This window comes from Rhodococcus pseudokoreensis (genome assembly GCF_017068395.1).
Taxonomy (GTDB): Bacteria; Actinomycetota; Actinomycetes; order Mycobacteriales; family Mycobacteriaceae; genus Rhodococcus_F; species Rhodococcus_F pseudokoreensis.
Map to the genome: position 1 here is coordinate 6923900 of NZ_CP070619.1, position 25238 is coordinate 6949137.

Genomic DNA, 25238 nt, shown 5'->3' on the forward strand with positions numbered 1-25238 from the left:
TTTTCGGTCGGGCTGAGCGAGTCAGTGGGAACGTGAGAACCACAGTGCGAGGTCGAACGGGTTGAGGTCTCGGGCCTTGAGCAGTGCGCAGGCCAATACGATCGCCTCGGTTGCAATGACATCGTCGTGCAACGGATTCACCTCTTGGCCAGTGGCTTCGGTCCGTGCGGCGCACAGCCGCGTGGCAGCGCTGACGAGGCGGCGGACGGTTTCTTCGGACACCTCGGTAGCTTCGCCGTGTTCGAGTAGGACAGTGACGCTCTGCTCCAAACGCTGCCCAAAATCGGCGAGGTCTTCCGCGGCCTGTCTGCGGACTTCAGAGACGGACACGGATCTCACCGCCGTCCTCCGTGACAGGAAACGACCGCAGCCGGATCTTCGAGAAACCGGCGTGTTCTCCGGTCGTGATCCGGAATTCGAATCCGTGCCAGGGACACACCACATGCGGATCGTCCTCGTCGAACGTCATGCCTCGACTGGTTCGGTCGTCCTCGATGCGCTCGAGCACACCGTCGACCATCCGGTCCTGGCAAACCGGACCACCCATGTGCGGGCAGGCGTTCTCGTAGGCATAGAGCTTCCCGCGGAACCGAAACAGTCCGAGGTGCACATCGTCGACGGCGACCAGGTGCCGTCTGCCTTCGAGGACGTCAGTACTACGGGCGACCACGATGTCCGGTGCGACCGGGCGGGCGCTAATGGCCATGCTGCTGTCTCCTTCGGGGCCGGGCCGGGCACGAATAGTTGTGCCCGGCATTTTGTATCGCTGCGACATATCTGAGACGGCAAACCGGTTGGTGAAGAAACGAATCCAGCGCGCGAGCGGCCGCGCTGTCCGTCCAGTTGCCGGGCGCCGAGGAGTCGGCGCTCAGCCGTCCACTAGGCATGTCGTCACGTTCAAGCCGCGTTCGAACTATCACTTGGCGAGAATTAGAATTATCGCTGAGTGATATGAGCGAAATCATAGGGTGGGTTGCGGCACACGTCAACGTGTTGTCGCGACCTCACGAAGCGGTGGGTCTGCGTGCCAAGCGCACGCACTGTTCGACGTCGTCTGCCGGCTGTCGATCACGTGTCTCGGTGCGCGCGCCTCTCGGGTGCGTCTGCGCGGTATCGGGCTGTTCGAGAGGCGCGCGGATCATTCGTGCTGCAGCTGATCGACCGGATGAGACGGGGAGGGTTGGTGCTCGGTTATCACCGAGCCGAGCCCGATTGCTATCACTGTGCGATAGCGTTTCTATGGCTCTGCGCGATCAGGGCGCTCGAGAAGACGTCGATTGGGAGGTAATTCGGTGACAACCTCAGGCAGTGGGTCGGAAGGCGCTCGCAAGGAAAGTGCGCGCAGGGCCTTGGAACTTCTGTTTGCCTTTACCGAGGACCGTCCGGTCGCCTCCGTGCGCCAGCTGGCTGACGCGATCGGCGTACCGGTGCCCACAGTCCATCGGTACGTAGCGCTCCTGCGCGACATGGGCCTGGTCGAGGAAAGCGCCCGCGGCCAATACCACCTGACCGCGCGGGTAACCGGGCTCTACCGGGCGTTTCGGCAGGTGACATCGATCGTCGACATCGCCGAACCATTCATGCGCGAGCTTGCCGAGCAGATCGAGGAGACCGTGCTGCTCATTCGGCTTGTGAACGGCGTTCCCGCATGCATCCACCGCATCGAGGCACCACGACTGTTCCGGATGTCGATCGAGGTCGGCCAGCATTTGCCGCCACTACGCGGCGCAAGCGCCCGCCTGCTCCTCGGCGACCTTCCCTCCGCGGAACGGGAGCGCTACGTCGACCGAGCGCTTGCCTCGAATGCCCTCCCGCCGCTCAACGGCAAGGACGAGTTCCTCCGGGAAGCTCAACAAGAAGCCAGTCGAGGATGGACCGTGTCCAGCGAGGAGATCGGCGAGGGCTTCTGGACGGCCGCGGCCGCGATCAAGCAACATGGTCGCACGATCGCCACCGTCTCCACCCCGTGCGCCGGGTTTCTGCTCGATGACGAGAAACGCTCGATCATCGTCGAAATGATCCAGAAAACGGCGTCGCAGATCTCCGGCAGCCTCGCGGACGTGTCATGAGCGAGGCCTGAGTCGCCGGCGATTCGACCACCACCGAGTCTGGGATCGAAGCGCCTGCGTTGCGGGTCGGATTGACCTGGCCTCTGGGGCGGATCAGCCGAGACCAATTGGCATATAAGACCGAACAATTGAGCACCTCCGCCGGGCAACGATGGGAATCGTGGCGACGGCGCTCAGTTCGTTTTGTCCTGTGCCTGTTCGACAACCCAGGCGGCGATCTGCGCTCGGGAGTTGAAGCCGAGTTTGACGAGGACGTGTTCGACGTGGCCCTGCGCGGTGCGTTGGGAGATCACGAGGCGGGCGGCGATCGCCTTGTTGGTCAGGCCTTGCGCGACCAGGTCGGCGACCTGTTGTTCGCGTTTGGTCAGTGCCGTCGTGGTGTCGACGGCCGGCCGCGCAGCCGGTGAGTGTTCGTCCAGTGCGTAGGAGACGGCGGCGGTGAAACCCAGCGCCTCGCCCTCGCGGGAGGCTGCCGTGAACGCCCGCGGGCCGAGTGCGCGGTGCGTGATGCGTTCGCATTCCTGATGGGAGGCAGTCAAGTTGGGAATCTGATCGACGGAGGTACCCACCCGCCGTCGCAGTACCGCGGCGGCCGCCATCAGGACGGCAGCGCGGTGAAAGCGCTTCTCACTGGACGCGATCCAGGCGAGTATCTCCAGACACCAAGTGGCACCGATGGGATCGTCGACGCGACGTGCCAGCTCGAGTCCCTCCCGCAGAAGCGCTACCGCGCGTTCGCGGTCACCCTCACGCCACATCACCAGCCCCAAGGTGTAGGTCGAGCGGCCCCGCATGACCGATTCGCCGTGCACTTCGGCGATTCGGATCGCCTCGTCGAGGCAGGCGATGGCCTGCGCGGGGTGTCCGAGTATTTCGTGGGCCAGTCCGAGCCCGTGCAGGGTGGCGATCTGCGCGAAGAGGTCATCCCCACCGCGCAACACCTCGAGCGCCTGCGAGTGGGCTGTGACGGCGTGCTCCGGATCCCCGCTGTGCATGGCGAGAGCCGCGTCGGCGTGCTGTATGAGGGCGCGATCGAGCGCGCTTCCCCGACCTTCGGCGAGCGCGCGCCCGTCGTCGGTCAGTGCGGCGGCCCGGGCCAGGTCTTCGTGTCTGCTGGCCAGGACACTGGCCGCGTACAGCGCCTTGACCTGCAGAGCGGGGGATTGTTCCTCCCGTTGCGCCAGGGCACGGTCGAGCCAGCGGCGTCCCTCGCTGAGCAGTCCACGGGAGAGCCAGAACGGGAACAGCGCGGTGGCGATCTGCAGCCCCGCCTCGGCCGAGGCAGTACCCGGTTCCGACAGGCTGAACTCCATCGCTTCGCGCAGGTTGGGTAGTTCCCGATCGAGGCGGACAAGCCAGCTGACCTGCTGGGGACTGATCCATCCGGCCTCCGCGTCGAGGGCCAGCTTCCGGTACCAGTTCCGGTGCCGTAGACGCAGGCCCGGGTAGGCGCCGGCCCGTTCGAGCTTGTCCCGACCGTAGTCACGCAACGTGTCGAGCATCCGGAATCGCACCGCGTTCCCTGATTCCTCGCGCAGGAGGATCGACTTGTCCACCAGGGACGCGACGATATCGAGCCGACGGTCCGGGTCCACGTCGTCCATGGACACCTCTTCGGCGGCATCGAGTTCGAAGTTGCCCGCGAACACCGACAGTCGAGCCCAGAGCTGCTGTTCTTCCGGGGTGCACAGCTCGTAGCTCCAGTCGATGCTCCACCGCAGCGTCTGCTGCCGGGTCGGCGCGCCCCGGCTGCCGCGGGTCAGCAGCGCATACCGGTCCGTCAGCCGCTGCAGGATCTGCTCGGGCGACATCGCGCGTAGGCGGGCCGCAGCCAATTCGATCGCCAGTGGCAATCCGTCCAGCCGGGTGCAAATGTGGGTGACGGTGGCAGCATTGTCCTCGGTGATCTCGAAGCCGGTCACCGCGGCGGTGGCCCGCTGCGCGAACAATGTCACCGCGTCGTAGTGGGGCAAGCCGGCCGGCCGAGGCTCCCGGTCGGAGTTCGGAACCGTCAGAGGGGGTACCCGCATGACCGCTTCCCCGCCGATGCCCAGGGCTTCGCGACTGGTGGCGAGTATCCGCAGGCCGGGGCAGGCGTGCAGCAGTGTCTCCGCCAGCTCCGCTGCCGCGTTCACCACCTGCTCGCAGTTGTCGAGTATCAACAGCATCTCTTGTGCGGTGAGGAACTCCATTACGGTCTGCAGCGCTCTCGGCGAACGCTGTCGCAACCCCAGCGCGGTCGCCACCACCTCGACAAGGAGCGTCCCGTCGCGTAGCTCGCCGAGTTCGACCAGGCACACCCCGTCGGCGAACGCTCGCCGCGTGTTGGCCGCGACCCGCAGCGCCAGCCGGGTCTTGCCTACACCACCGATTCCGGTCAACGTCACGAGCCGCGACGCCGAGAGCAGCCGCTTGGCCTCGGTGAGTTCTGTTCGGCGGCCGACGAAGCTGGTCAACTCGACGGGAAGATTCCCGGTCCCTGCCGGTGACGGGTGCCCGTTGGGCAGGGGCCGGCCGACACCGGTGCCCCCGGCGGTCAGCGGCACCGGGTCCACTGCGCCCCGCTCGGGGCGCAGTGCCATCTCGTCGACGGGGGCACCCCGGCGGGATTGAATTTCCCGCAGGTCTTCGCCCAGTGCCGCGGCGGTGGGCCGCTCCGCCGGATCCCGGGACATGGCCTGCTCCACTACCGCGGACACGTCGGCGTCGATACCGGACTCCCGCAGGTCCGGCACCGGCTGCGTGGTGATCCGCAGGAACTGCGCCACCACCTGCTCACCGCTGCGGCGCTCGAACGCCGCGTGCCCGGTCAGCGCAACGAACAGCGTCGCCCCGAGCCCGTATACGTCTGACGCCGGACTCGGCACGTCACCGCCGAGGACCTCCGGTGCGGTGAACGCCGGCGACCCGGTGACAGTGCCCGTCGCGGTCTGGAAAGCGCCCGCGATGTGCGCGATCCCGAAATCGGTCAGAATCGGCTCGCCGTAGTCGGTGAGGAGAATGTTGCCGGGCTTGACGTCGCGGTGCACGATGCCGGACCGGTGCGCGGTGGCGAGCGCGCCGGCCATCTTCACTCCCAGCCGCAGCGACTCCTCCACCGTGAGCGGCCCGTGCCTTCGGATTCGGGCGTCGAGGGAATCCTGCGGGTAGTACGGCATCACCAGGAAGGGGAGGCCGCTGTCGGTGACGCCGACCTCGAGCACACTCACGACGTTCGGGTGCCCGGTCAGTCGGCCCATCGCCCGCTGCTCCCGAAGGAACCGGGCTCGACTCTCCTCGTCGAGGCTGCCGGTGAGGACCTTCACCGCTATCGTGCGGTCCAGAGCGGACTGGATGCAGCGATACACCAAGCCGAAGCCTCCGCGCCCGATTTCCCGGGCGTCATCGAATCCGACCGCGCGCAGTTGATCCAACACCGTGCTGACCACATCACGATGTGTTCGAAGCGGGTCGTCGTCGGTCATCAGCCAGCTATCCGCCCGTGTTCCCCTCGGGGGACCTGGGAAACATCCTCCACCTCTCGAAGAGACGTCTTCCCCAGACTATCGCCACGTCCTCGCCCAAAGAACCGTGGACTGCTCGGATTCTCCGGGTGCCGCCACGACATCACACGGTGCGTGGGAGCGTCCTCCCCGATGGGGTGAGGAATCGTGCACCTCGAGGTGGGGCCGGTAGTCCCTGTGTCGTCTGGTTGCCGGGGGTGGGTGTGCCGAGGATTGCGGTATCAGCGAATATTCCCGGCGACGAGGTAGGCGAATGTACGACAACGGCGATGAGTACCAGCCCGATTCCGGCGAGGAGGTCCGCAGCGTGGCGCGGGGTCGCGCGTCGGATGCGGCGAGGATGCGCGTTGCCGTTGCTGTACTCCTCGGCGTCTCGGCGTGTACAGGACTGCTGTTTCCCCTGGTGTGGGGGCCGACGTCGAATGCGCGTGGGCTCGCGGCGATCGTCGGCGACTCGTTCGGGCTCGCCGCGGGCGCCGTGGGGCTGTCGGTCGTCGCGTGGGGCGCGGGTCGGCTGTGGTCGCGAAGTGCCCGCGAGAAGCTCCCCGAGCCGCCGGTGCGGTACGGACCCGTGCCCGGTCTCGGGCCTGCACAGACCGAATTCGTCGTGCGGAAGTGGATCGGCGACAGCGCGCCGACGGCGACACTGCTGCACCTGGCCGAACAGTCGGTGGTCCGGCTGACCTTGGTCGACGACGGCCTGTGGCAGATCGAGGGGATCGGCACCCCACAACGGTGGAGGCGGATCGACTCCATTTCGCGGGTGTTGGCCGATCACCTCGGAATCCGTTCGCCGGGTGGGGTATTCGTTGCCGACGGCTCGCCGACATCCGGCTGCGCGGTCAGAGAGGGCATGCGCGCGATGTCCGACGCATGCCGGTCGTGGGCGGCGCGGGATGATCTGCTCGTGCTCTCGGTCAGGACGTGGATCGGGCGGGCGATGGCGTGCCTGTGCACGGTTCTCGCCGCACTCGGATTCCTGGGCGTACTCGGTCCCACGATCCTCGGTGCTCCGTTCGTCGCATTCGTCATCGGCTCCCTCGGCGTGTTCGCTGCGGGAACGGGTCTTCGGCACACGCCGACGGGACGCCACGTGTGGGCGGGCGCCGCCGGGTTCGAACGCGTGCTGTCGGGCCGGTCGACGACGATCGGGTCCGCCGCGGTCCGTGAGTGCTTCCTCGCCGCCGTCCCCTACGCCTTCGCGTTCGGTGTTGCCGACCGGTGGTCGGCGCAGTACCGCCGCGTGACCGGACGGGCCGCCCCGCATCCCGACTGGTACCCGTCGACCGCGTTGTACGACGACGAGACAGGCCTGCAGTGGGCGGCGAAGCCGCATAATTGAGGGTGCGAGGTGAGACCGGTGCGACAGACACCCTGGTTGGCGGCGACGACATTCGTCGGGACGATTGCTGTCCTGCTCGCAGTCCACACCGGCGGCGGTGCGTCGAGCGAACCCGACAGGGAAGCGGCGCGCATGCTCGATCCCGCCGGGCCTGTCCTCTTCGTCACTCCGCCGAGCGGGCAGCCGGGCGACCGCATCCAGTACCACGCGACGAATCTTCCGACGTGCGGTGGGCCGTGGTCGGTGGAGTTCGGAGATCGCGTCCTGGGTGAGACCCGTCAGGTCGGCAGCGTCGCGGACTTCCGCGCGATGGTGCCGAACCGTGGCAGTCGCGGTTTCCAGGTGGCCGGGCTGCGGTGCGTGCCGATCCCGTCGATGGTGGTGCAGACGACGTTCGAGGTGCTCCCCGTGACACGGACGACGGAGCCGACCACCACCTGGTTGCTGCCGCCACCACCAGACCTCCCGACGCGGACGAAGCGACCCACACCGACGGCCACCACCACCACAGCTCCTGCTGACGCGGAGCGGTAGGTGCGCACATTTTGGGCTTGAATACGTACATGACGACTCTTCCTGTTGCTGATGCCCAAGCCCAGCTGCCGCGGCTGGTCGAGGAGGCTGAACGCACCCATGAGCGGTTCGAGATCACCCGCAACGGGCACCGCGCCGCGGTCCTGCTGGGCGCCGACGACTATGACGCGTTGCGAGAGACGATCGCCGTGTTGTCGGACACGGATCTGCTGGCGGCGCATCTCGCCGGCCGGGCCGACGTCGAGGGCGGGGACGTCGTTGATGCGCAGTAGCTGGCGCGACTGATGCGTGACGTTCGGTCGTCCGAGAGGTGAGCGAGCCAGCCGACCGGCCTCGGTGGAGTCCTCAGACGGTGTAGTGCAGCAGGGAGACGCCGTTCTGGAAGCCGCGGGCCTCGACCAGCTGTAGCCTCGGCGTCTCGTAGCCGTCGGGGAACAGCCGTCGTCCCCGACCCTGGACGACGGGGTATACGAACAGCCGGTACTCGTCGACCAGACCGGACTCGATCAGGGCATGGGTCAGCGTGACGCTACCGGTGACGATGATGTCACGGCCCTCCTGCCCCTTCAGGGCTCGCACCTGGGCGATCCAGTCGCCCGTGAGCACGGTCGAGTTCTCCCACTCGGGGTCGGACATAGTGGACGAGACGACGTACTTCTGAATCTGGTTCAGCTCATCGGTGATGCCTGTCCGGTCGTCGGTCTGTCGGGGCCAATAGCTGCGGAAGTCCTCGAACGTCTGCCGACCCAGCAACATGGCGTCCGCGCGCTCGGACTGCCGGTTGGTCGCCTCCAGCAACTCTGGATCCTGGTCTGCCGGGTCGAACCAGTCGCCGAGCATCTCGATCGAGCCGTCGAGGGTGATGTTCTGGGTGATCGCGAGTGTTCTCATGCGAATACTGACACGGCCAGGGCCGCAAAGTCATCGCCGGCAGGCCGCGGTCGGCAGTTTCGATGCCGTGTCCTCGTCGGCCGGTGTGAAGGTGGACATCGTGATCTCCGAATGAACTCCGGCGTTCAGGTGGGTCACGTGGAACGTCAGCGGCCCCGCAGCGGGGTGCTCGAAGCGCCGATCGGTGACGGGCTCGCGGGTCACGTCGCATCGCTTCCACAGCTGTTCGAACAGGGGAGACTCGGCAGTCAGTCGAGTTACCAAGTTTTTCCACGCCGGCTCACCGAGGTGCTCCGCCCACGCGGCGCGGAAGCCCGCCACGATACGGGGAATGTGCTCCTCCCAGCCGACAATGCGCGCCCGCCACTGCGGGTTGAGCAGATTTTGGACGAGAAGATTCCGCTCCCGGGACGGAACAGCGTCCAGGTCGCCCATCAGCCAGCAGTAGCCCCGGTTATATGCAAGGACGTCGTAGCGCGCATTGCTCACTATCACCGGATAGGGGTCGAGCTTGGTCATCATTGCCTTCATCGAAGGCGTGACGGCATTGCACTCCGTCGCGCTCGACGGTTCTGTCACGCCCGCCAGCGTCAGCAAATGTGCGTGCTCGTGCAGATCCAGCCGTAGCGTCCGCGAGATCGCCGTAAGCACTTGCTCGGATGCCTTGATGTCGCGACCTTGTTCGAGCCACGTGTACCAAGTGACTCCGACGCCGGCCAGTTGGGCAATCTCCTCGCGTCGCAATCCCGGGGTCCGGCGGCGCCCCCCGGTGGGCAGGCCGACCTGCTCCGGCGTGATGCGGGCCCGGCGGCTCTTCAGGAAAGCGCCGAACTCGCCGCGACGGGCACGGACTTCGGGACGTGCGTTCACATTCTTCATGGAAGCCGAACCTGGGACGGCGGCGATCCAGGTGGCGCGAATACCAGGATAAATTCACTCCTTGTACCAGGACGACGATCGTTCATTCTTGACTCATGAGACTTGGACTTCGACTGCCCCAGCGGATCGGCACTGATTTGCGTCACGACGTCACGGAAGTAGCCAGAGTTGCCGAACGCGCTGGGTTCGACAGTGTCTGGGCCTGGGAGAGACTGTTGTTTCCGGTGGCACCCCGCGATTCCTTTACTCCGGGCGCGCCGTGGCCGTCCGCGTATCGGCAAGCGGCTGACCCGCTGATCGTCCTCACCGCCGCAGCAGTGGTGACGGAGCGAGTCCGACTGGGCACCAGCGTGATAGTTGCCGGCCTTCATCAGCCTCTCCAACTTGCGAAGAGATTCGCGACGCTCGACCAGATCAGTGGCGGGCGTGTGGTCGCGGGGTTGGGAACAGGCTGGGCAGTAGACGAGTTCGAGGCGGTCGGCATGGCCAAGTCCGACCGCGGCCGACTCCTCGACGAGACCCTCGACGTCTTCGACGCAGCCTGGGGGCCGGATCCAGTGAACTATCGCGGGCCCCACACGCTCATCGACAACGCCTACGTCCTGCCGAAGCCCGCGTCGCCGATCCCCGTCATCTTGGCCGGCGATGTCGATGTCAGCTCGGCAGGAGGCCCCAATGCACGTGTGCTGGAACGGATTGCCCGACGTTCCGACGGCTGGATGCCGCTCTTCCCGACGCCTGGCGCCGCCGGTGCTGACAAGCTTCGCACGGGGTGGGACGTGATCCGCCAGTCCGCGGCCGCCGCGGGGCGGGACCCGTCCGAGATGGAAATGATCGTGGTGGGGAACGTCGCGTTCTCCGAGACTCCGCTCGGCGACGATCGGATCGGTTTCTCGGGCACAACCGCGCAGATTCTCGACGACATCGCCTCCGTGGCAAGTGCGGGCGCAGACGAGTTGATCCTCGACCTGCACCTGCAGGACTGGTGGCGGGACACAAGTCAGATGCTGGACAAAGCTCTCGAGATTCGGGAGCTCGTCTCGGCGGCGGGAGTCTGAGTCCGAGCCCGCATGCCGGTGGGTGACGCGCCTGACGATTCGGCCTTCACGCACGTCACCCGGACCGGTCGCCGTCGTCACGATGCGCTGGATCGCTCGAGAATCTCTTTGCGTTCCCATTCGGTCAAGCCTCCCCACACGCCGTACGGCTGTGCGGTCTCGAGCGAGTACCGGCGGCAGTGGTGGCGGGCGGCGCAGCCTCCGCAGATGCCGCGGGCGATGTCTTCTCGGAGATAGCGGGCGTGGTCTGTTTCGCTCTCCGGAGCGAAGAAGAAATAGTCGCCCACCGAAGTGCAGCTGGCTGATTCGCGCCAGTGGGCCGGATCCACTGTCGGTCGATCGTGACATACGGAGACGGTCGTCAGTGCCATGCGGTGACACGGTCGGCCCGCGCTGCGGCGGCGACTGCCTCCGCGACAGCGGGGGCGACGCGAGGATCGAGCGGGCTGGGAACGATCCTGTCGACAGCCAGCTCGTCACCGACGACCGAGAGGATCGCCTCGGCGGCGGCGAGCTTCATGCCCTCGGTGATCCGGCGGGCACCGGCGTCGAGGGCACCGCGGAACACGCCGGGGAAGGCGAGCACATTGTTGATCTGGTTCGGGAAGTCCGAGCGGCCGGTGGCGACGATCGCCGCGTGCTTGCGGGCGATGTCGGGGTGGATTTCCGGGTCCGGGTTCGACAGTGCGAACACGATGGAGTTCTCCGCCATCGTCGCGATCAACTCCTCCGGGACGGTGCCCGCGGACACGCCGAGGAACACATCTGCACCGTCGAGGGCCCGGGCGACACCGCCGCGGCGGGCGGCCGGGTTGGTGCGTCCGGCCAGGTCGACCTTCACCGCGTTCAAATCCTGACGATCCTCGGAGACGATGCCCTTCGAGTCCAGCACCGTCACGTCCGCGATCCCGGCGGCGAGCAGGATGTTTGCGCACGCGACACCGGCGGCGCCGGCACCGGAAATCACCACGCGCAACCCACGGATGTCGCGGTCCTGGACCTTCACCGCGCCCTTGAGGGCGGCGAGGACGACGATGGCGGTGCCGTGCTGGTCGTCGTGCATGACTGGGCAGTCCAGGGCCTCGATGACCCGCTGTTCGATCTCGAAGCAGCGGGGTGCGGAGATGTCCTCGAGGTTGACGGCGCCGAAACTGGGTCGCAGCCGGATCAGGGTCTCGACGATCTCGTCGGGGTCCTGGGTGTCGAGGACCAGCGGGATCGAGTTCAGGCCGGCGAAGTTCTTGAACAGCGCCGACTTGCCTTCCATGACGGGGAGGGAGGCGCGGGGGCCGATGTCCCCGAGGCCGAGGACCGCGGAGCCATCGGAGACGACGACCACGAGGCGGTTGGTCCAGGTGTAGCGGTCGGCGAGGGTCTCGTCGGCGTGGATGGCGCGGGAGACCTGCGCGACACCGGGCGTGTAAGCGATGGACAGATCCCTCTGGGAATCGAGGGGGGCGGTCAGCTCGACGGACAGCTTGCCGCCGAGGTGGCCGGCGAAGACTTCCTCGTCGGTCAGCTCGACTGTCTGTGGTGCGGTGGGTTCGGACACGCGGGTCACGGAAACTCTTTTCTCTGAACGGCTTTGCGAAGTGGGCGAGGACGCTGTTCTGGGCCCCTCTGTGGTGTCAGACGACCATCGGGGTCATGCCCAGGATCATCAGTGCCGACCCCGCCGCCGCGAACTTGACGCCGGGACGCTCGCGGCGCGGGGTGGAGCGATAGAGGTGCAGGGTCAACAGGGCCCAGCACACGAGCACGACGAGGGGAAGCCAGCCCGTCGAGATTCCTGCGCCACCGTGATGGTGGCCGGAGGGTGCCGGCGCCGACGCCGCTGGGGTGGCAGCGGACGTCGGCGCCAGGAGCAGCAGCACCCCCATGGCCGTGAGGTCGACCGCGCAGGGAACCGCGGTTCGGCGGTGCATGGTCTCGCCGGTGACGAACACGGCGAGGCCGATGAGGACGGCACCCTCCAGCAGGTGGATCCCTGCCGGCATGCCGGGGATCATCATCGCGACCATGGACAGCGCCATCGCGGCGTGCGCGATCCGGACCCGGCAGGTGGTTCCGTGCGCTCGCCACATCGGGACGAGGGCACCGACCGCTCCGACGAACATCGTCGCGTACGCGACTGGGATATCGAACATCGTCACACTCGGCGACCCACAGAATGCACGCTCTACGGCGCCACTGGGTAGTGGCTGGTGATGGCAACCCGGTTCCAGGCATTCATCACGATCGTGAGCCAGCTGATCGCGGACACCTGATCGTCTGTGAGGGAGCCGTCGTCCCAGGTGCGCCGTTCCGGAACGGCGAGACCGGTGACCTGTTCGGCGAGGGCGAGCGCAGCACGCTCCTGGTCGCTGAAGTACTGCGCTTCCCACCACGCCGCGACGACCGCGAGCCGATCAGCCTTTTCGCCCTTGGCCAGGGAGTCGCGGGTGTGCATGCGAAGGCAGAAGGCGCAGCCGTTGAGCTGGGAGACGCGGATCTTCACCAACTCCACCAGAAGCGGATCCACGCCCGCAAGATCCAGAGCGGACTTCACTTCCGCGTCCAGCTTCACCAGGCTCTTGTAGACGGTCGGGTGCTGCTTGCCGACATTTACGCTGCTCATATTGTTCCTTTTGGGTAGGTTGTCGAATGGTTGTGGGACTGAATGTTTCAGTCGATCGCCCGGTTGACGTGAGCGGCGATCACCTCGTACATCCGGCGGGTTATCTCGGTCTCGTCGGTCATGATGTCGTAACCGTGGTCGACACCGCGCACCTCGACGTACTCGGCGAGCGCGCCGACCGCCTCGAGCTTGTCCGCGTACCGCTTGGCTTCGCTGCGCAGTCGGTCGAACTCCGCGGTGATGACCAATGCCGGTGCGATACCCGCGATGCCGTTGGCGTTGTCTCCCCATGCCGGCGAGACGAACCGGTGGCTACGTTGTGCGCGATCGGGGGTGTAGGCGGTATCGAACACCTCGCACAACCACGGCTGCAGGACGGCTTTCGAGCCCAGCGGTGACGGCTTCTGGGAGGGAGGCGTCACGATGTCGAGCGGCGGGTAGTGCAGAATCTGCAACGAGATGGCGGGGCCGTCGTTCTCCAGCGACATCCGCGACACGGCTGCCGACAGATTGCCTCCCGCGCTCTGGCCGCCGACGCACAACCGCCTGCCGTCCCAGTCACGCTCCGGTGCCGATGCCCACTGAACTACGTCGTAGAACTGCTCGGCGGGCGTGGGAAATCGTTTGTGCGGCGCCAACGCGTAATCCGTATTGAGCACATAGACATTGGCGTGGGCGGCGAGGAAGCGGCACCAGGCGTCGTCCTGCTCCCGGCGTCCCACTACGAAGCCGCCGCCGTGAGCATTCACGTACACCCCGGGGGTGCCTGTCGGCGACTGCGGGGGATAGATGGTCGCAGCAACCGGACCGTGGCGCGTCTCGATGCTGATATCGGTGGTGCGAATAGCGATTTCAGGGAACCGCGGTTCGCCGGCGGGGTGAATCGCAGAGTTGATCTTGGCGGCGAACCGGCGGGCAATGACGTCGGCCACCGCCCGTCGCGACAGTATTGACATGAATCCTCATTTCGTCTCGATTGCGCGACTCGGAGTCGCAGCGGCGCTCAGCCCTGGTGCTGACGTGCGCTGGGGTGACGCAGATGGTCGCGGGCAATGATCTCTTCCGGTTCGAGCATGGTGATCATGTCCACGTCGGGAGCGCAGATGCACACGGCGACGAACCGGCTCCAGGCCTGCGGATCGGGATTGGAGACCTGGTAGTGCACGACGTCACCGCCGGGTTCCCAGAACGCCTCGCCCGCAACGATTACCCGGGGCTCTTCGCCTTCCAGTTCGAAGAAGATGCTTCCCTCCAGTACGTAACCGAACACCGGTCCGGAGTGGCGATGGGGCGCGAGTCCGGGGTCTGCCGGTGGGAGTTCGACGAGCTGTGTCATCGCGTGCGAACCCTCGGGAATCGCGGGCGGGGTGGCGCAGAGCAGGTCGGTGACCTTGACGTTTCCTTTGGCCAACATGGGCTTGTCCTTTCAGGAGTGAGTGTTTCGTATCGTGTGACTGAGTAGCTCGCCTACTGCGCCGAACGTGAAGTGCGTCGGCAGTTCACCTGTCTCGTCCAGCCCGAAGAGGGCCCCGTACGATCGCAGAGACGTGATATCGCGGTGATCGGCAATGGTGACCGACGCGCAGGGGATCACCTTTTCCCGCGAGGCGAAGACGTAGATTCCGGGGCGTAGTTGATAGGTCGTGCACTCGTCGGTGTCCGCAAGGCCGGCCGCGGGTCCGGCCAGACAGTGCCACGTGTACGAGTGCTGTCCGAGGTAGATGTGCTCGTAGCTGTGATCGTCGCTGAAGGTCCACAGCAATCGTCGACCCAGGAGTGCGGTCGTGGGTGCCGGTTCCGGTCCGCGGGTCTCCAGTCCCTCGATGCGGCCCTGCAGGAAGTTGTGCTGGACCCGGGTCCGGCCTTCGGCCGGATCTCCGATCGTGCTCACGATGGCCAGGCTTCGTCCGTGGTCGAAGTCGAGGACGAGGCTGACTGCTGTATTCGGCACGTTCTCACGATGATGGAATTGTGTGTACACCAACCCTTCTGCGACGTCGAAGGCCTCGTAGTCGTCAATTCCGGAGATCGCGGGGTGCGGGTCGCCGGCTCCGGGCTCGTAGCTCCATTCGACGGTGGCCGTGCCGAAGCGATGCGACACCCGGCTGCCGTGGGAGTTGGTGAACACGATGTTGCGGCCGGCCACACTGCTCGACCTGACGGCCTTGTTGCCGTCGAATCCCGGCGCGAGTCCGTCCAGTGGCGGCCAGGTCCTGGTATCAGAGAAGTCGATGGAGTTGGTGGTCATGCGTGCTTTCTCCGTTCGTAGCGTTCGGGAGTACTCGAAAGTGCTCGGCGCGCGAGGGCCGGTCAGGTGAGGACGGGGTTCTTCTCGACGTCCCAACTGACGTGCAGCGACTCCGGGCCGCGGAACGAGGTGTTCGGAACGTAGTGGAACTCCTGGTGATCGAGAGTCATGTGAGGCAGGCGCCGCGTCAGTTCCTCCAGGTAGATGATCATCTCCAGCCGGGCGAGATGGTTACCCAGGCACATGTGTGTTCCCGCGCCGAATGCGATGTGCGCTTTGGCGTCTCGGTCGATATCGAACCGTTCGGGATCGTCGAACACGGAGCCGTCCTGGTTCGCTGACGCGATCACCATGAGGATCTTTCCGCCCGCGGGAATCGTCACGTCGCCGACCTGTACGTCCTGCTTCGCGACTCGGCGCCAAGCGGCCACAGAGGGATTGAGTCGCAGACACTCCTCGACCGCCGCGGGGATCAGAGATGGGTCCGCACACAGGCGATCCCACTGGTCGCGGTTCCTCAACAGAGTGACGACCGCGTTCGCGGTGGCATTCGTCGTGGTCTCGTGCGCCGCCATCGCGCCACCCATGACGTTCGTCTGCAGCCACGTGTCGGAGATGACGTCCGGGTGTTCGCGCTGCATCGTGATCGCATGGCCCAGCCACCCTGGTGGATTGTCGAGTTCCTTGAGTTTCCCGATGACGCGTTCACCCATCTCCCAGAACTGGCCCAGGCCGTCGGCGGCACGGATCTGCTCCTCTGGGCTCGGCCGGCCCCACACGAATTCGGTCATGGACGTGGCCAGCTTGCGTACGGTGTCGACGTCCTCCTCGGGAATCCCCAGGAACTGCAGAGCGACCAAACAGGGGATGTCCCAGAGCATATCGGCGACGAGATCGGCGTGACCCTGATCGACGAATTGATCGATGTAGGCGTTCGTCGTATCCCGAATGTAGGGAGCGAGAGGGTCGATCCGGTCCGGCATGAATGCCGGAGCGTTCAGCCGGCGGTACTGCCGATGCATGGGCGGGTCGGAATCCGCGAGGACAGGGCAGGGCGCGAAGTTGTACTTGCCGAGCTGCGCGCCGGCCTCCTCGGAAGGAGGGGTGACCGGCGTCAGGGTGATGGCCGCAGAGAAGTGATTGAATTGGCTGAAGACCGATTTCACGTCTTCGTGCCGCGTGACGACCCAGTAGTCCGAATCGTCGTTGTAGAACACCGGTTGGCTCTCGCGAGCCCACGCCAGCGAGGCCCCCGGATTCTCCTGATATTCGCGGTCGAAGAACGAGAATCCTGCGGCGGTATGAGCGACCGGGCACCCAGTCATTGTTTTCCTCTCTTCGGTGGGCTGTCAGAGGTCGAGCGTTATCTTTGGACACGCAGCCCTACTGATGCAGATCATCAAGGTGCTGTTTTCTTCCTGCTCTGCGGGGCTGAGAACTGAATCGCGGTGGTCGGCCAGGCCCGACACGATATTTGTTTCGCAGGTCCCGCACGTTCCCTCGGAGCAGGAGAATGGTGCGGGTATGCCGGCGGCCCGTGCTACGTCGAGGATTGATTGATCCGATCCGACCGAGACGGTGATACCGCTCCGGACGAATTCGACTTCGAATTCATCGAGGACGGGTGCGTCCGTCGGAGTTTTCGGAGTGAACCGCTCCAGGTGAATTTCGCCGATATTGTCGAAGTCGGCGGCCATCGCCTCCACAGCACACAGCAGACTCTCCGGGCCGCACACGTACACCGCGGTTTCGGGAGTGACATCCGCAAGGATGCGCGCGAGATCGATCCGCCCGTGGATGTCTGCCGGAACCAACGTCACGCGGTCGTGGTGAGCCTGTTTCAGGTCGTCTGCGAATGCCATGTTGCGTCGACTGCGACCTCCATAAATCAGGGACCATTCGGCGCCCACTCGATCGACCGACGTGATCATCGGGAGGAACGGGGTGATTCCGATTCCTCCCGCAATGAACAGATACCGGGGCGCGTCGACGAGGTGAAAGTTGTTGCGTGGCCCACGAATGGTGATGCTTTCGCCTTCGCGTAATTCGTGATGAAGGCGTGTGGAGCCGCCTCGGCCGTCGGGTTGGTACAGGACGCTCACCTGCCACGAACGACGATCGCCGGGTTCCCCGCACAGGGAGTACTGCCGGACCATGTCCGGTCCGAGTACGACGTCGATGTGGGAACCGGGCGTCCACTCGGGGAGGTCTCGACCGTCGGCGCGGACGAGGGTCAGCTGCGTGACGGTGTCGGTGATCGGCGTCTTGGCCTTGATTTCCATCGCGAGGTCCTCGTGTGCCTGATTCTCGGGGTCCGCTCGCCGAGGCTCCTGGCCGGAGTGTCGGGCCTCGAACTGCGATGCCATGGGGACTCCTTCGAATTTCGGCCGGATGCCCCGGCGTGGACTGTGTTGCACCAAGCCACGGTGTGATCGGACGCACCATCGGGCTGCGCGAATGGGGTAGGTCACAACGTGTGGTCCGTCGTAATCTGCCGTAGCGAGCGATTACGCACATGGGGCAGATCACGGTAGGGGGTACGGAAGTTGCGGATGTCCGTACTGGGTGCGGTCAGCGTCGAACGCGGTGAAACGGTTCCGACCTACGAGTTCGCGGTCCGGTCAGTGGGACTGTCCGATGTACCACGAGGCGATCTGGCTGCGCGAGACGAACCCGAGGCGCGTCATGATGTTCTCGATGTGGCTCTCCACGGTGCGCACGGAGATCACGAGAGCCGCCGCGATCTGTGGACTGGTCAGGCCCTTCGATATCAGGGCTGCGATCTCTTGCTGCCGACTGGTGAGCGCGGGTGGCTCATCCTCGGGAATCGACTCGGCGACCTGTTCCGCCAGTGCATAGGCGATGATTCCCGTCGGGGACCGCTTTGCGCCTGCCTGTAGAGCTGCCGACAGGGCCCGAGGCGCCATGGCCTGCTCGAGCAGACCGCGGCAGGCAGAGTGATATCCCGTGAGTGTCGGTCCGAATGCCACCAATTCCGTGCCCGTGCGCCGCCACAGGCTTCGAGAGGCCCCTATCAGTTGTGCCGCGCGCTCGAACTGACCGGTCGATCCCGCGATCCAGGCCAGAAGCTCGGTCATCAGGGCGGTCCCCAGGGACGGATCGAAGATGCGGTGATCACGAAGCGCGTCGAGCGCGGTCTCATGTGCCGCGGTGAAGTCGCCTTGCAGCCAGTGGTCGAGGCCCTGGCTCCACTTCAGGTACGAGCGCGCCCATCGTTCACCGCGATCCCGGCACACGGCCAGCGCCGACGTGCTGACGGCCGAGGCTTCCGCGCTACGGCCGTCGAGGGAAAGCACGACGGCGTACTCGAAGGACGCCATCAGCCATTCGGCGGTCTCGCCGACGTCGGCCAACTCTCGCAGCGCGACCTCGAAATGAGTCTCGGCCTCGGCAAGGTCGCCGCGAAGCTGTGCAGCGAGTCCCCGCAGCCCGACGCAGTGGGCCGCCGCATCAGCAAGGTGAAGCTGCGTCGCCAATGCTTCGCATTCGTCGAGGCGCAGTGCTGCCACCTCGTGGTCGCCCTGGAGAAGCGACACCCTGGCAGCGACCCACAGCGCTTTTGCCCGGGCCGGCGTGGGCGCCCGGTCACCGTCGGGTGCGTCGAGCGCTTCGTCTGCCCACCTGCGACCCTCGGCAATGTATCCATCGGCGTACCAGCGATATCGCAGTCCGGCGATCAACTCGAGTTGGTAGTCGTGGCCCGGGCCTACGGTGTCCAGCGCGGCGCGGAGATTTTCCCGCTCGATGCGCATCCACTTGGCAGAGGCGGCTTGGTCGGGCCCGCACCAGGACCGTTCCAGGCCTTTGACCACGCCGAGAAAGTACTGACGGTGGCGGCTGTGGAATTTCTCGGAGTCTCCCGTCAGCGCGAGTATCTCTGCGCCGTAGGCCCGGATGGTTTCCAGCATCCGGAAGCGCATCGTCGATTCTTGGTCCTCGACTCCGAGGATGGATTGATTCACCAGGGAACTCAACAGATCGAGCGTGGTTGTGGACAGGTGGCCGCCCTCGGCGTCTCCGCCCCCGCACACGCCTTCGGCCGACGTCAGGTCGAAACTGCCTGCGAAAACGGAGAGGCGCGCCCACAGATCACGTTCCGGTTCCGTGCAGAGTGCAAAACTCCAATCGACGAGCGATCGGAGGGTCTGCTGGCGCGGTGCGGCCGATCGACTTCCCATTGTGAGCAGCCCGAATCGGTCCGTCAGTCGTTCCAGGATCTGGTCGAGCGAAAGAATGCGCATTCGGGCGACCGCGAGTTCGATTGCCAGCGGAATTCCCTCCAGCTGAATAACCAAACGCGCCGCTGCGGCAGCATTGTGCTCGTCGAGGACGAAACCGGGCGAGGCGGCCTCCGCACGTTCATGGAGTAATCGGATCGACTCGAATTGCGACAAGGATTCCACGGTGACCGGCGCCGCGTCATCGGGAACGGTGAGTGGAGGTACTGGATAAAGGAATTCTTCGGTCATCGTCAGCGAGGTGCGGGTAGTGACCAGAATCCGTGTCGACGGCGCATATCGCAGAATTTCGCTGACCAATGCGACGCACCCCGGGAGCACGTGCTCGCAATTGTCGAGGATGAGCAGGATCTCGCGATCGCGAAGATATTCGATCAGCTTTGCCGTGGCGTCACGATTCGACTGATCGACAATTCCCAGTGCGTGAATGACTGCAGAAGGTACGTCGCCTCCGTCCGAGACGGACGCCAATTCGACGAAGTACACGCCGTTTTCGAAAAGGTGGTTCGTCTCGTCGGCGACGTGCAACGCCAATCGGGTCTTGCCGACTCCGCCCGGCCCGATCAGGCTCACCAGCCGTCCGTTCGCCAGGCGGTCGCGGATCTCCTTGCGCTGCTGACGCCTGCCGACGAAGCTGGTCGCGGTGGACGGAACGTTGCCGCTGCGAGTTCTCGCCTTCGACACGACACCTCCACATTGCGACAGACGAAGTCAGAATATCGCAACCCCGGCGATGTGACGTCGGAATACCGAAACTCTGTTCGAAGGCGGCGTCATCGCTGAGCCGTCGGGCGGCGGTCCGTGTCGGACCGTCGTATCCGCGCTCTCTTCTGATTCTGCGGTGAGTGTGATAGAAGATAGGCACGGACACGCCGCGTGGCGATCCGTTCACCGCGAGGTCGATTACATTGCGCGAGAGCTTTTCCGGCACCCAGTCAAGCGGCGAGCACCCCGGGGGTGGCATACGAAATCCCGATTGGGACGCGGTGTCCCATGCAGTATCCGACGCCTATTTTCCGCATGAGCTCATGCCCCTGGCGGCTTCCGGCCCTGCCACGTCTTCAGGGGTGTCGGCCCTGCATCTCGGGCCGCTGCACATTGTGCGAATCAATTGGGGCGCTGATGTTGCCGTTCACAGTGAGCATCCCGGCGCCGTCGGCATCAACATCCCGCTTCGCGGCGAGCTGGAGACCCGGATCAGGGGGCGACTCGTCGTGTCCACCCCGGGCTTCGCCACGGTCAACCCCGCTGACACGCCGGCCGATATCACGCGGTGGCCGGGCACCTGCACGATTCTCGGCGTCAAGATCGATCGGGATTTCGTCCAACGCGAGTTGTGGCGCGTGACAGGCCGAGCCGACGCAGTGATCCCCGATCAGATCGATTTGCGCAGGCCCGCTGCTGCAAGCTGGTTTCGACTGCTGAGCAGCATTGTCGATCAACCCGTTGATGACGCGCTGTTGACCAACACACATGTGGCACAGGGACTGGCGGCATCGCTCACCGATGGATTCCTGCTCGCTGTTCTTCCGGACGAGACCGACGATCGGTACGCTGTCCGACCCCGGATCGTCACTCGCGTGATCGATGCCATCCATGCCGAGCCCGACCGTCTGTGGACCGCAGCGGAGATGGCCGACGTCGCCGGGGTCAGCGTACGGCGCCTGCAGGAGGGCTTCCGCATCTACCTCGGCAAGACTCCCCGCGAATGCCTGACCGAGATCCGTCTCGCCGGCGTCCGAGCCGAACTCGCCTCGGGCTCGGCCCGTTCGGTGACCGACGTTGCCCTGAAATGGGGGTTCACTCATTTCGGCCGGTTCGCCGCCGCGTTCCGGCAGCGCTACGGTGTGCCACCTTCTTCGTTGTTGCATTGACTCGGCATCCGCGGCGAGATGCCCGCACCGGCGTAAGCTCCTGGTCAGGCCTTCCCGTCAACTGGAGGATGTGCTGAGCGCCGACGAAGGGGTGTCCGCCGACACCACGGACACCGATCCACCACCGGCCCCGAGGGCCGGGTTGGATCTGCACCTCGAGCGGCCTGCCGGCCGGGTCCGCGACAGCGTGATGGACGCTCTGCGTGACGCCATCCGTTCGGGCCGGCTGTCCCCGGGCACTCGGCTGCCGTCGAGTCGCGCGTTCGCCTCGGACCTGGGCATCGCGCGGAACACAGTGGCGCGGGCGTACGCGGAACTCGTCGAGGAGGGTTGGCTGACGTCACAACACGGCTCCGGGACGACGGTGTCCCGCCGTGCTGCGGAGGCAGTGCGGGCCGAAGGGCTTCGCGTGCGGAGGCTGCCGGCGCGCCGCCCGGGCCACGATCTGCGACCGGGACAGCCCGACCTGTCGTCGTTCCCGCGCGGGCAGTGGAGTCGCGCCGTCAAGCAGGCGCTCCACGCGGTCCCGTTCGAGGCGTTCGGTTACGCGGACCCGTACGGCCGTCCCGAACTGCGTCTGGCGCTTGCCGAGTACCTGGCGCGGGCTCGCGGCGTCGTCTGCAGGCCCGACAACATCGTGGTCTGCTGTGGTGCCGCGGAGGGGCTCACCCTGTTGGCCCGTGCGCTGGCCGGTGCCGGGGTGGTCTCCCTGGCCGTCGAGTCTTACGGGTTGCCGACCCACCGCGAAGCACTGCGCACGGCAGGGTTGCGCTGTCCGCCGCTGGCCGTCGACGGCGGTGGCGCAGATGTCGCCGCGCTCGACGACATGCAGGATGTGGGTGGCGTGCTGCTCACCCCGTCGCACCAGTTCCCGACCGGCGTACCGCTGCGCTCCGACCGGCGCGCGGCCGTCGTCGACTGGGCGGGCAGAACCGGCGGCGTGATCATCGAGGACGACTACGACGGGGAATTCCGCTATGACCGCAGCCCCGTCGGCGCGCTTCAGGGTGTCGACCCCGAACGGGTGGTGTACATGGGCACCTCGAGCAAGTCCCTTGCCCCGGGCCTCCGGCTCGGCTGGCTGGTCCTTCCGGACCGGCTCGTCGAGACGGTGGCCCGCCAGAAGGGCGAGACCGAGGCCACCTGCGGCTTCGTCGACCAACTGGCGATGGCCGAGTTCATCCGAACCGGCGCCTACGACAAGCACATTCGTGCGATGCGCGCGCAGTACCGTCGCCGGCGGGAGCAGCTCGTCGACGCGGTCGGCCGGTCGTCGCCTGCCACTCGCGTGACCGGACTGCCTGCGGGCCTGCATGTGCTGCTGCACCTGGCCGGCGGCAACGAGAGCGCCGCCGCGCAGGAACCGGCGTGGCGGAATCTCGCTGTCGAGGGTCTCGCGCTCTACCGCCATCCCGAAGTCGACGTCGACCGCGACGGTCTGGTCGTCGGTTTCGCCGCGCCGGCGCAGAGCGCATGGCCTGCCGCCGTGGAGGCGTTGGTCCGGCAACTCCCGTGAGTGGACCCCGAATTCGGTGTGGAAGTGGCCCACGCGGCGGCTCGCTGCCGTACTAGCCTCAGAGCATGCTGAATACAGCAAACGTCGAGGTCACCGACCTGCTCTGCGCCACCCCAGCGCACGTCAGCACCAGGCCTGAGCGCCGCCGCGACGACACGTCGCGCAATCGAAACGAAACGAAGTGAGGTTTTCATGCAAGCGGTCATCGCGTCCGACCAGAAATCCGGTGTCGGTGGACTGTCGGTGGCGGAAGTTCCGTACCCGCATGCGGCAGAGAACGACGTCATCGTCCGCGTGCACGCCGCGAGCTTCACGCCCGGTGAGCTCGACTGGCCCGGCACCTGGTCCGACCGTGCGGGACGCGACCGGGCACCGTCCATTCCCGGGCACGAACTCTCCGGCGTCGTTGCTGAATTAGGTTATGGCACGACCGGTCTGACAATCGGTCAGCGCGTGTTCGGGGTCGCCGACTGGACCCGCAACGGTACGCTCGCCGAGTACGTCGCGGTCGAGGCCCGAAACCTGGCGCCGCTGTCGGGCGGTGTCGATCACACCGTGGCCGCCGCCCTGCCGATCTCCGGGCTCACCGCGTGGCAGGCGCTGTTCGATCACGGGCGACTCGCCGCGGGGCAGACGGTACTGATCCATGGTGCGGCCGGCGCGGTCGGGTCGATGGCAGTGCAACTGGCGCTCGACGCCGGCGCCCGGGTCATCGGCACCGGTCGTGCTCGGCACGCTGACACGGTTCTCGGTCTCGGCGCCCACGCCTTCGTGGATCTGGATCGACACCGGCTCGAAGATCTCGGCGAGGTCGACGTGGTACTCGATGTCATCGGCGGCGAAACACTCGACCGTTCAGCGAAACTGGTGCGTTCCGGTGGCGTCCTCGTCACCATCGCGGAACCCCCGCGGGTGATGCCCGAGCAGGGACGGGCGATATTCTTCGTCGTCGAATCCGATCGTGAGTGCCTGGTCCGCCTCGAGCGCCGGGTCCGGGACGGTCGCCTGCGGCCACCTGGAACAAGCGTGCGGCCACTCTCCGAAGCCGTCGCTGCCTTCGGTTCCCGACACGGTGCGGGCAAGCCGGTCATCCTGATAGCAGCAGATGATCTGGGGCGCATCGGAGCACGCGCAGAAGGGCATTGACGGCGATCCGCATTCCCCCTTTCACGAAGGAACATTCGATGCCCCAGTCGCTCGACGGTCGACGCGTCCCTTTCGACAGCGCCGACCCCAACTCCGCAGGACGCGTAGCCGTCATCGTCCTGTTCTCGGCCGTTGTCGCCATGCTCCTTCTCATGGCGCCTGCCGCGGCAAGCCAACTGCAACTGCAGCTCGCACTGAGTCCGTCGCAGACGGGTGATCTGTTCGCTGCCGAACTCGGTGCGATGAGTATCGCGTCGATTCCCGCGCTGTGGTGGATGAAGAAGTACAACCTCCGCACCATGTCCACGATCTTCGGGACGATCTTCATCATCGGCAATATCGGCTCGGCCTACATCGGCGAATACGGAACCTTGGTCGCGGTCCGATTCCTGACCTCCCTCGCGGGCGGATCGCTGATGGTCCTGTGTATGTCACTCGCAGCCCAGACCAGGGACCGCAACCGTGTCTACGGCCTGTGGCTGATGGGGCAACTCTGCTTCGGTGCGATCGGACTGGCCGTACTCCCGAAGTTCTTCGGCACCTTCGGGATCGGCATCGCATATTGGGTTCTCGCCATTCTCATGATCGTCGTCCTCCCGCTCGTCCGCTTCCTGCCGCAACGCAACACCTTCGCGGGCCGCGCCGGCGACGAAGACACGCTCCCCACAGCGAACTACGCCCTTCGTGCGACCGTGGGCCTGATCGCGCTGCTCGCCTTCTATGTCAGCCTCAGCGGCATCTGGACGTTCCTCGGTGGCATCGCGGGCGCGTCGATGATCGACAACGAAACCTCGAGCGTGATCCTGTCGATCGCCACCGTGCTCGGCATCGCAGGGTCGGTCGGGGCCACCGTTCTGGGTGCACGCCCGAGCACCCGATTCAATCTCCTCGTGGGCTACCTCGCGATGACCCTGTCGGTCGCGCTGCTGGCGGGAATGCCCGGGGTTCTCCGATTCACCCTGGCCGCGTTGCTCTTCAAGTTCACCTGGACCTTCATCCTTCCTTACCTCATGGCCACCCTCTCCGGGTTGGATCGGTCCGGGCAGTTGGTGAACCTGGCGAACCTCGCCATCGGCGGCGGATTCGCGCTCGGCCCGTTGATGGGTGGACGCCTCGTCGAAAGCGCCGGCGGGTACGGCACGCTCATCGCGGTCAGCGTCGCAGGACTGCTCCTGTCTCTGGTACTGATCCTCGTCGCACAACCCCAGCGCACCGCTGCCGCGCACCCCGCGGTCGCGGTCTCCGAAATGGCCGAGTAGTCCGAGGTGCGGGCGGGGCCTGCGAGTACGCTGGCGCGGTCGA

Annotated in this window: 24 protein-coding genes; 9 read left to right on the forward strand and 15 right to left on the reverse strand. The window is 65.9% G+C overall.

Annotated features, from left to right (window positions below):
* Positions 1-21 precede the first annotated feature (21 nt).
* Both JWS13_RS36745 and JWS13_RS36750 read right to left on the reverse strand, forming a co-directional pair.
* Positions 22-330, reverse strand: coding sequence for a hypothetical protein (locus JWS13_RS36745; RefSeq protein WP_206011970.1), 309 nt, complete (start codon positions 328-330; stop codon positions 22-24).
* Positions 317-706, reverse strand: coding sequence for a Rieske (2Fe-2S) protein (locus tag JWS13_RS36750; RefSeq protein ID WP_206010243.1), 390 nt, complete (start codon positions 704-706; stop codon positions 317-319). The genes JWS13_RS36745 and JWS13_RS36750 overlap by 14 nt, the downstream gene beginning before the upstream one ends.
* A gap of 586 nt (positions 707-1292) precedes the next feature.
* On the opposite strand from JWS13_RS36750, the gene JWS13_RS36755 reads away from it, so the two are divergent.
* Positions 1293-2069, forward strand: coding sequence for an IclR family transcriptional regulator (locus JWS13_RS36755; RefSeq protein WP_206010244.1), 777 nt, complete (start codon positions 1293-1295; stop codon positions 2067-2069).
* A gap of 173 nt (positions 2070-2242) precedes the next feature.
* On the opposite strand, the gene JWS13_RS36760 is transcribed toward JWS13_RS36755, so the two are convergent.
* Positions 2243-5533, reverse strand: coding sequence for a protein kinase domain-containing protein (locus tag JWS13_RS36760; protein WP_206010245.1), 3291 nt, complete (start codon positions 5531-5533; stop codon positions 2243-2245).
* A gap of 292 nt (positions 5534-5825) precedes the next feature.
* On the opposite strand from JWS13_RS36760, the gene JWS13_RS36765 reads away from it, so the two are divergent.
* The 3 genes from JWS13_RS36765 to JWS13_RS36775 are packed head-to-tail and all read left to right on the forward strand — an operon-like array spanning position 5826 to position 7720.
* Positions 5826-6914, forward strand: a complete 1089-nt coding sequence (locus tag JWS13_RS36765; protein WP_206010246.1) for a DUF2207 family protein — start codon at positions 5826-5828, stop codon at positions 6912-6914.
* An 18-nt stretch (positions 6915-6932) separates the two neighbouring features.
* Positions 6933-7448, forward strand: coding sequence for a hypothetical protein (locus JWS13_RS36770; RefSeq protein ID WP_206010247.1), 516 nt, complete (start codon positions 6933-6935; stop codon positions 7446-7448).
* Between the two features lie 29 nt (positions 7449-7477).
* Positions 7478-7720, forward strand: coding sequence for a type II toxin-antitoxin system Phd/YefM family antitoxin (locus JWS13_RS36775; protein ID WP_206010248.1), 243 nt, complete (start codon positions 7478-7480; stop codon positions 7718-7720).
* Positions 7721-7793: 73 nt separating this feature from the next.
* On the opposite strand, the gene JWS13_RS36780 is transcribed toward JWS13_RS36775, so the two are convergent.
* Positions 7794-8339 carry a dihydrofolate reductase family protein gene (locus JWS13_RS36780; protein ID WP_206010249.1) on the reverse strand — a complete coding sequence of 182 codons (546 nt, stop codon included), beginning with the start codon at positions 8337-8339 and terminating at the stop codon, positions 7794-7796.
* A gap of 30 nt (positions 8340-8369) precedes the next feature.
* The gene (locus JWS13_RS36785) at positions 8370-9218 is read right to left on the reverse strand and encodes a helix-turn-helix transcriptional regulator (protein WP_206010250.1); all 849 of its coding nucleotides are present in this window, start codon (positions 9216-9218) and stop codon (positions 8370-8372) included.
* A gap of 95 nt (positions 9219-9313) precedes the next feature.
* Between JWS13_RS36785 and JWS13_RS36790 the strand changes: the two genes are divergently transcribed.
* Positions 9314-10276, forward strand: coding sequence for an LLM class F420-dependent oxidoreductase (locus JWS13_RS36790; RefSeq protein ID WP_206010251.1), 963 nt, complete (start codon positions 9314-9316; stop codon positions 10274-10276).
* A gap of 77 nt (positions 10277-10353) precedes the next feature.
* On the opposite strand, the gene JWS13_RS36795 is transcribed toward JWS13_RS36790, so the two are convergent.
* From JWS13_RS36795 to JWS13_RS36840, 10 genes are all read right to left on the reverse strand, one after another.
* Positions 10354-10647, reverse strand: a complete 294-nt coding sequence (locus JWS13_RS36795) for a WhiB family transcriptional regulator (RefSeq protein WP_206010252.1) — start codon at positions 10645-10647, stop codon at positions 10354-10356.
* Positions 10638-11837, reverse strand: a complete 1200-nt coding sequence (locus JWS13_RS36800) for an NAD(P)-dependent malic enzyme (RefSeq protein ID WP_206010253.1) — start codon at positions 11835-11837, stop codon at positions 10638-10640. Before JWS13_RS36800 ends, JWS13_RS36795 begins: the two co-directional genes overlap by 10 nt.
* 67 nt (positions 11838-11904) lie before the next feature.
* Positions 11905-12423, reverse strand: coding sequence for a hypothetical protein (locus JWS13_RS36805; RefSeq protein WP_206010254.1), 519 nt, complete (start codon positions 12421-12423; stop codon positions 11905-11907).
* A gap of 32 nt (positions 12424-12455) precedes the next feature.
* Entirely contained in the window at positions 12456-12893 is a 438-nt protein-coding gene (locus tag JWS13_RS36810; protein ID WP_206010255.1) for a carboxymuconolactone decarboxylase family protein, read from the reverse strand.
* Between the two features lie 47 nt (positions 12894-12940).
* Positions 12941-13849, reverse strand: coding sequence for an alpha/beta hydrolase (locus tag JWS13_RS36815; protein ID WP_206010256.1), 909 nt, complete (start codon positions 13847-13849; stop codon positions 12941-12943).
* A 47-nt stretch (positions 13850-13896) separates the two neighbouring features.
* Positions 13897-14307, reverse strand: a complete 411-nt coding sequence (locus JWS13_RS36820; protein ID WP_206010257.1) for a cupin domain-containing protein — start codon at positions 14305-14307, stop codon at positions 13897-13899.
* Between the two features lie 12 nt (positions 14308-14319).
* The gene (locus tag JWS13_RS36825; RefSeq protein ID WP_206010258.1) at positions 14320-15141 is read right to left on the reverse strand and encodes a MoaF C-terminal domain-containing protein; all 822 of its coding nucleotides are present in this window, start codon (positions 15139-15141) and stop codon (positions 14320-14322) included.
* Between the two features lie 62 nt (positions 15142-15203).
* On the reverse strand, positions 15204-16466 hold the full coding sequence (locus tag JWS13_RS36830) for a cytochrome P450 (protein ID WP_206010259.1): 1263 nt from the start codon (positions 16464-16466) through the stop codon (positions 15204-15206).
* A gap of 24 nt (positions 16467-16490) precedes the next feature.
* The gene (locus tag JWS13_RS36835; protein WP_241032470.1) at positions 16491-17507 is read right to left on the reverse strand and encodes a PDR/VanB family oxidoreductase; all 1017 of its coding nucleotides are present in this window, start codon (positions 17505-17507) and stop codon (positions 16491-16493) included.
* Between the two features lie 255 nt (positions 17508-17762).
* Positions 17763-20084 (reverse strand): ATP-binding protein, encoded by a 2322-nt coding sequence (locus tag JWS13_RS36840; protein ID WP_206010260.1) that lies wholly within the window; start codon positions 20082-20084, stop codon positions 17763-17765.
* A 224-nt stretch (positions 20085-20308) separates the two neighbouring features.
* Between JWS13_RS36840 and JWS13_RS36845 the strand changes: the two genes are divergently transcribed.
* The 4 genes from JWS13_RS36845 (at position 20309) to JWS13_RS36860 (ending at position 25195) form a co-directional block, all read left to right on the forward strand.
* Positions 20309-21274, forward strand: coding sequence for an AraC family transcriptional regulator (locus JWS13_RS36845; protein ID WP_241032471.1), 966 nt, complete (start codon positions 20309-20311; stop codon positions 21272-21274).
* A gap of 91 nt (positions 21275-21365) precedes the next feature.
* Complete coding sequence (gene pdxR, locus JWS13_RS36850; protein ID WP_241032620.1) at positions 21366-22790, forward strand: MocR-like pyridoxine biosynthesis transcription factor PdxR; 1425 nt, start codon at positions 21366-21368, stop codon at positions 22788-22790.
* A gap of 192 nt (positions 22791-22982) precedes the next feature.
* A complete protein-coding gene (locus tag JWS13_RS36855) occupies positions 22983-23936 on the forward strand; it encodes an NADP-dependent oxidoreductase (protein WP_206010261.1) in 954 nt (317 codons plus the stop codon).
* 38 nt (positions 23937-23974) lie between these two features.
* On the forward strand, positions 23975-25195 hold the full coding sequence (locus JWS13_RS36860) for an MFS transporter (protein ID WP_206010262.1): 1221 nt from the start codon (positions 23975-23977) through the stop codon (positions 25193-25195).
* Positions 25196-25238: the final 43 nt, after the last annotated feature.